General features: G+C 61.0%; 3 protein-coding genes and 2 rRNA genes. 2 read left to right on the forward strand and 3 right to left on the reverse strand.

Annotated features, from left to right (window positions below):
• Window positions 1-440: 440 nt before the first annotated feature.
• Window positions 441-1634 (forward strand): M20 aminoacylase family protein, encoded by a 1194-nt coding sequence (locus FOB47_RS23260; RefSeq protein ID WP_053822582.1) that lies wholly within the window; start codon window positions 441-443, stop codon window positions 1632-1634.
• The gene (locus FOB47_RS23265; RefSeq protein WP_226994768.1) at window positions 1631-2704 is read left to right on the forward strand and encodes a DUF2891 domain-containing protein; all 1074 of its coding nucleotides are present in this window, start codon (window positions 1631-1633) and stop codon (window positions 2702-2704) included. Before FOB47_RS23260 ends, FOB47_RS23265 begins: the two co-directional genes overlap by 4 nt.
• 143 nt (window positions 2705-2847) lie before the next feature.
• Here the strand turns inward: FOB47_RS23265 and FOB47_RS23270 are convergent, their stop codons facing one another.
• From FOB47_RS23270 to FOB47_RS23280, 3 genes are all read right to left on the reverse strand, one after another.
• A complete protein-coding gene (locus tag FOB47_RS23270) occupies window positions 2848-3912 on the reverse strand; it encodes a DUF3047 domain-containing protein (RefSeq protein ID WP_315904342.1) in 1065 nt (354 codons plus the stop codon).
• A gap of 173 nt (window positions 3913-4085) precedes the next feature.
• Window positions 4086-4199, reverse strand: a 5S ribosomal RNA gene (gene rrf / locus FOB47_RS23275).
• A 123-nt stretch (window positions 4200-4322) separates the two neighbouring features.
• Window positions 4323-7203 (reverse strand): 23S ribosomal RNA (locus FOB47_RS23280).
• Window positions 7204-7451 lie beyond the last annotated feature (248 nt).

Consider the following 7451-nt stretch of genomic DNA (forward strand, 5'->3'; position numbering starts at 1 on the left):
CCTGTGACCGTCGCAAGCTGCGACGCCGCAAATTGGTGCAGGCGTCGGGACACATGCGCGGCCCGGCTCGCGGACGCGGTACGGCAAGCATTAACTGTTCCAGTAGAGAAGCACCGGCGGCAATGCGGGGAAACCCACCTCCGGGCGCGACGATGACGAATGCGGGCGGCAAGGCCGGCGGTATATTGGCGCCGGTATCCAGGGGAAACCTCGCAGCAGAAATCTCGCGGCGCGATGGTTTTGGCGGGGGCTGTTGGGCCCTGGCCTTGGCGGCGATGTTGGTGCCGCTATTGGAGGCGGTTTTGGCGCATTCCGGCGGGGCGTCGTATGATCCGGTTGTTTCACCCCCTGCGGTTTCCCCATTCCGTATTGCCGACCCGGTGTTTCTCCCCGGGTCATTACCTTCTCGTTTATCACCGCTTACCGCTGCTGCCACGGCCATGACACTGATCCCCGAAATCCTCCAGGCGCAAGACGAGATCCGTTCGATCCGCCGCGATATCCATGCTCATCCGGAACTGCGATTCGAGGAGCAGCGCACCGCCGACGTGGTCGCGCGCACGCTGACCGACTGGGGCATCGAGGTCCATCGGGGCCTGGGCAAGACCGGCCTGGTCGGCGTGATCCGCAACGGCAGCAGCGCGCGCAGCATCGGCCTGCGCGCCGACATGGACGCGTTGCCGCTGCAGGAGGCCAACACCTTCGGCCACCGCTCGCAATACGACGGCAAGATGCACGCGTGCGGACACGATGGCCATACCGCGATGCTGCTCGGCGCGGCCCGCTACCTCGCGCGGCACCGCAACTTCGACGGCACCGTCCATCTGATCTTCCAGCCTGCCGAGGAAGGCGGCGGCGGCGCCCGCGAGATGATCCGCGACGGGCTGTTCGAGCGCTTTCCGTGCGACGCGGTGTTCGGCATGCACAACTGGCCCGGCATGCCGGCCGGTTCCTTCGGCACCTGCGCCGGGCCGCTGATGGCATCGAGCAACGAGTTCCGCATCGTCGTGCGCGGCAAGGGCGCGCATGCGGCGATGCCGCATAACGGCAACGACCCGGTCTTTACCGCTGCGCAGATTGTCGGCGCGCTGCAGGGCATCATTACCCGCAACAAGCGGCCGATCGACGCGGCGGTGATCTCGGTCACGCAGTTCCACGCCGGCGACGCCACCAATATCGTGCCCAACGAGGCGTGGATCGGCGGCACCGTACGCACCTTCACGCTGCCGGTGCTCGACCTGATCGAACGGCGCATGGAAGAGGTGGCGCGTGCCGTCGCCACGGCATTCGACTGCACCATCGAATTCAGCTTCGAGCGCAACTATCCGCCGACCGTCAACAGCGCCGCGGAAGCCGCCTTTGCGGTCGAGGTCGCACGCGAGCTGGTTGGCGTCGACAACGTCGAGGCCAACGTCGAACCGACGATGGGCGCCGAGGACTTTTCCTTCATGCTGCTCGAGCGGCCCGGCTGCTATCTGTTCATCGGCAATGGTGAGGGCGGGCACCGGGAGGCCGGCCACGGCATCGGGCCCTGCATGCTGCATAACCCCAGCTACGACTTCAACGACGAGATCCTGCCGGTCGGCTCGACCTTCTTCGTCAAGCTGGTCGAGAAGTGGCTGGCGCCGGCGTGAGCGACCAGCACGTTGCCGGCGTGAATGGCACGGCCGGGCGGACCGCGCTGCCGGCGCTCGATATCGCAACCGCCAGCGCCTTCGCGCAGGTCGCGCTCGAGAACATCCTGCGGCCCTATCCCTACCGCATCGACCACATGATGATGGGCGCCGGCGACCTGGCGGAGCCGCGCACGCTGCATCCGGTCTATTTCGGCAGCTACGACTGGCACTCCAGCGTGCACATGCACTGGCTGCTGGTCCGGCTGCTGGCGCAGCGGCCCGATCTTCCCGAGGCCGGCGCGATCCGCTCGACGCTCGATATCCAGTGGCAGGCGCAGGCGGTCGCGGCCGAACTTGCCTATTTCCAGCGGCCGGGTTGCGCCACCTTCGAACGCCCCTATGGGTGGGCCTGGATCCTGCGGCTGCAGGCGGAGCTGCGCGAATTCCCCGGGGCCGACGAGCAAGTCCAGCGCTGGGCGAAGGCCTGCGAGCCGCTGGCGACCGAGCTGGCGGGACGGCTGACCGACTATCTCGATATCGCCGACTTCCCGATCCGCACCGGCACGCACGCCAACAGCGCCTTCGCGCTGGTGCTGGCCGACGGTTATGCGCGCACCGACGGCCACCCGGCGCTGCGCCGGGCGATTGCGCGGCGCGCGCATCGCTGGTTCGGCCACGACCAGCGCTACCCGGCCCGCTATGAGCCGGGCGGCGACGAGTTCCTGTCAGGCGGCCTGATGGAGGCGGTGCTGATGCGCAGGGTGCTGGACGACTGCGCGTTCGCCGAATGGTGGGAGATGTTTGCGCCGGCGCCGAACGATCTGGCGACCTGGCTGACGCCAGTGGTGGTCGCCGATCGCACCGATCCCAAGCTGGTGCACCTCGATGGACTGAACCTGTCGCGCGCCTGGTGCTGGCGCCTGCTGGGGCCGTCGCTGCCGGAACCGCTGCGGACGAAAGCGGCGGGCGCTTGGGCCGATCATCTGGACGCGTCGTTGGCGCAGGCGGTCAGCGGCGACTATGTCGGTACGCACTGGCTGGCGTCGTTCGCGGCGCTGGCCCTGACCGACCCCGTGCTGACGGCGTGAGCGCCTGTTCTTCGACGATTGATGTTCGGCGATCGTTCTTCGTCGATTGATTTTCGGCGATCGAGGTTCGGCGATCGATGTTCCGCGATCGATGTTCGGCGATCGATATTCGGCGATCAATGGTCGTATCGGTCTGCCTGCGGCTAGTCCAGCGCGATGTCGCCATACCACGCTTCGGCCTGGCTCTTGGTATTGTCGGTGTCCGTCATGATGCCGACCGCCAGCAGACGGCCCGGCTCCTTGCCGAAGGCGGCACGATAGTCCGCGCGCAGGTCGCGCTCATGACAGCGCCATTGCCTGGCGTGACGCGTGCCCGAGTCGGCCACGATCATGCGGACACGCTCGGTATGGGGATTCGGAATGACGGTCCCTTCCGCACGTTTCGAACCCCAGATGTACATCAAGGTCGCGTACGGCATCTCGCGCCCGGTCATCAGCCGCGCCATCTCGTCCATCAGATGGTCCTTCAGCGACAGCGTGCTCTTGTCGCCATCGAACGCCACGAACACCCGCAGCGGCGCGTCTTCGCGCGGCCCGGCGGCGTTGTCGCCGTCGGCGATGACGTCGCGGGTCTTCCAGGCCCAACGCAACTTGCCCGGATCGCGCGGCGTCAGCGGGACATAGAGCCCTGATGCCGAGCCCTCGGCGCGGGCATGCAGCACGACACGCTGATCGACTTCGGCAAGCGCATATTGCGTCGGCGTCTTGCTGCGGTTGACCGTCCAGCTGCGCCAGCCGGCCGGCAGCGATTGCTCGGGATCAGACGCGGAAAATAATGGAAGATGCGACAACGGCGCCGGCTCGCTGTCTTCTTGCTCGCTTCCGTCGGCAACTTTCTGGAACACGCCCGCGGCGTCCGTGCCGGCCGATGCTTGCGTGCGCAGCGTTTTGGCGGTGGAGGAAGCGGCGAGCCGCTTATGAAAGCCGCGGCAGTCGGTCGCGGCGATCTTGACCGATGGCTTCGCCGACGGCGCGCGGGCCGCTGAGTCGATCGGTGGCGATGAAGAGGTCGAACAAGCCGCCAACGTGGCGGTCAGCACGGCAACTGCTGTTGCAAATGCAGGCCTGCGCAGGTCCATGCCGATGATTCCGGCCCTGTTTGCGGCCATCCCTCTCTCCCCGAACTTCCGATCGCCGGGCGCTGATTCGACCGCGGCTCTGATTGCATGACGCCGGCCTGCCATGCCCTGAAACAGGGCGGATGCCAATGCCGAGCGACACCATAGCAGAGGCCGTTCGGGCCGGGAACCGGTGACTTCACGCGGGCGGCCAATCTGTTGTATTCCGTCTGCGGGCCGGCGCACACCATGTCGTTTTGATTCAGCCCGCCGCAAAGCAAAACGCCCCAGACCTTGAGGATCTGGGGCGTTTTCAAAGGAGAGCCTGGCGATGACCTACTTTCACACGGGTAGTCCGCACTATCATCGGCGCGAAGTCGTTTCACGGTCCTGTTCGGGATGGGAAGGGGTGGTTCCGACTTGCTATGGTCACCAGGCATAAAGGGTTGCCGGACTGGCTGGGCCAATCGGGCGTATTGGGATGTAGCGTCGGGTTGTGCTGTATGGCACGTATGCGGATACCAGCGGTGCGCGTCGAACGCGCTAAACGCACTGGTTATAGGATCAAGCCTTACGGGCAATTAGTACTGGTTAGCTTAACGCATTACTGCGCTTCCACACCCAGCCTATCAACGTCCTGGTCTTGAACGACCCTTCAAGGAGCTCGAGGCTCCAGGGAATCCTCATCTTCAGGCGAGTTTCCCGCTTAGATGCTTTCAGCGGTTATCTCTTCCGTACATAGCTACCCTGCGATGCCTCTGGCGAGACAACAGGTACACCAGCGGTACGTCCACTCCGGTCCTCTCGTACTAGGAGCAGCCCCCGTCAAGATTCCAACGCCCACGGCAGATAGGGACCAAACTGTCTCACGACGTTTTAAACCCAGCTCACGTACCTCTTTAAATGGCGAACAGCCATACCCTTGGGACCGGCTACAGCCCCAGGATGAGATGAGCCGACATCGAGGTGCCAAACACCGCCGTCGATATGAACTCTTGGGCGGTATCAGCCTGTTATCCCCAGAGTACCTTTTATCCGTTGAGCGATGGCCCTTCCATTCAGAACCACCGGATCACTATGTCCTGCTTTCGCACCTGCTCGACTTGTCGGTCTCGCAGTTAAGCACGCTTTTGCCATTGCACTTTAGGTACGATGTCCGACCGTACCAAGCGTACCTTCGAACTCCTCCGTTACACTTTGGGAGGAGACCGCCCCAGTCAAACTGCCTACCATGCACTGTCCCCGACCCGGATTCACGGGCCTAGGTTAGAACCTCAAACAAACCAGGGTGGTATTTCAAGGACGGCTCCACGAGAACTGGCGTCCTCGCTTCAAAGCCTCCCACCTATCCTACACAGATCGGTTCAAAGTCCAATGCAAAGCTGCAGTAAAGGTTCATGGGGTCTTTCCGTCTAGCCGCGGGGAGATTGCATCATCACAAACACTTCAACTTCGCTGAGTCTCGGGAGGAGACAGTGTGGCCATCGTTACGCCATTCGTGCAGGTCGGAACTTACCCGACAAGGAATTTCGCTACCTTAGGACCGTTATAGTTACGGCCGCCGTTTACCGGGACTTCAATCAAGAGCTTGCACCCCATCATTTAATCTTCCGGCACCGGGCAGGCGTCACACCCTATACGTCCACTTTCGTGTTTGCAGAGTGCTGTGTTTTTATTAAACAGTCGCAGCCACCATTTTATTGCAACCCCTTCACCCTTCTGGCGCAGGCCAGTCAAGCTACCAGGGCGTACCTTATCCCGAAGTTACGGTACCAATTTGCCGAGTTCCTTCTCCCGAGTTCTCTCAAGCGCCTTAGAATACTCATCTCGCCCACCTGTGTCGGTTTGCGGTACGGTCTCGTATGACTGAAGCTTAGAGGCTTTTCTTGGGACCCCTTCCGATTGCTTCGCAGCACTAGGCCGCTCGCCCCACATCCTTGAATTACGCGCCCGGATTTGCCTAAGCGCCTTCTCCAATGCAGGGACCGGGACTTCCAACACCCGGACAACCTTCCGCGATCCGTCCCCCCATCGCATCATACGACGGTGCAGGAATATTAACCTGCTTCCCATCAGCTACGCATCTCTGCCTCGCCTTAGGGGCCGACTCACCCTACGCCGATGAACGTTGCGTAGGAAACCTTGGGCTTACGGCGAGGGGGCCTTTCACCCCCTTTATCGCTACTCATGTCAGCATTCGCACTTCCGATACCTCCAGCATCCTTTACAAGACACCTTCACAGGCTTACGGAACGCTCTCCTACCGCGCACACAAGGTGCGCCCGCAGCTTCGGTGACTGGCTTAGCCCCGTTACATCTTCCGCGCAGGACGACTCGATCAGTGAGCTATTACGCTTTCTTTAAAGGGTGGCTGCTTCTAAGCCAACCTCCTGACTGTTTTAGCCTTCCCACTTCGTTTCCCACTTAGCCAATCTTGGGGACCTTAGCTGGCGGTCTGGGTTGTTTCCCTCTTGACACCGGACGTTAGCACCCGATGTCTGTCTCCCGTGATTGCACTCTTCGGTATTCGGAGTTTGCTATGGCGGGGTAATCAGCAATAGACCCCCCAACCATGACAGTGCTCTACCCCCGAAGGTGAGACACGAGGCACTACCTAAATAGTTTTCGGAGAGAACCAGCTATTTCCAGACTTGTTTAGCCTTTCACCCCTATCCACAGCTCATCCCCTAACTTTTCAACGTTAGTGGGTTCGGTCCTCCAGTACGTGTTACCGCACCTTCAACCTGGCCATGGATAGATCGTCTGGTTTCGGGTCTACACCCAGCGACTCAATCGCCCTGTTCGGACTCGCTTTCGCTACGCCTTCCCTAACCGGTTAAGCTTGCCACTGAATGTAAGTCGCTGACCCATTATACAAAAGGTACGCCGTCACCCGTTTCCAGGCTCCGACTGTTTGTATGCATGCGGTTTCAGGATCTATTTCACTCCCCTCCCGGGGTTCTTTTCGCCTTTCCCTCACGGTACTGGTTCACTATCGGTCGATCACGAGTATTTAGCCTTGGAGGATGGTCCCCCCATCTTCAGACAGGATTTCACGTGTCCCGCCCTACTTGTCGTACCCCTAGTTCCACAACGCGGTTTTCGCATACAGGGCTATCACCTGCTATGGCCGGGCTTTCCATCCCGTTTTGCTAACCACACTGCTAAAAGGTACAAGGCTCATCCCATTTCGTTCGCCACTACTTTGGGAATCTCGGTTGATTTCTGTTCCTGCAGCTACTTAGATGTTTCAGTTCGCCGCGTTCGCTTCCCACACCTATGGATTCAGTGTGGGATGACCCATACGGGCCGGGTTTCCCCATTCGGACATCTCCGGATCAAAGCTCGTTTGCCAGCTCCCCGAAGCTTTTCGCAGGCTACCGCGTCCTTCATCGCCTGTGATCGCCAAGGCATCCACCACATGCACTTGTTCGCTTGACCCTATAACGAGTGCGTCTACGACGCCTCCCGCTACAGGTTGAGTTCTCGCATTTGTGCCGTATTCCAAGTCATCTTTCGATCACTTAAATACTTTGGTTGATACAATCACAACCCGGTATCGCGCGATCAGATTCGATCGTCCACGCGCCTCATCAACGCGTCGCGACACCTTTACTACATCCCATTTTGTTAAAGAACAGCCAACGCACTTGCCGTGCATCGTCTTGGCCAACGCCAAAGGCAAACGC

Origin of the sequence: Cupriavidus gilardii (assembly GCF_013347325.1) — a bacterium.
Classification (GTDB): domain Bacteria; phylum Pseudomonadota; class Gammaproteobacteria; order Burkholderiales; family Burkholderiaceae; genus Cupriavidus; species Cupriavidus gilardii.

Bases quoted from the DNA above. Each gene is read 5' to 3' on its own strand.
- FOB47_RS23260 (WP_053822582.1), top strand. From the start codon at position 441: ATGACACTGATCCCCGAAATCCTCCAGGCGCAAGACGAGATCCGTTCG.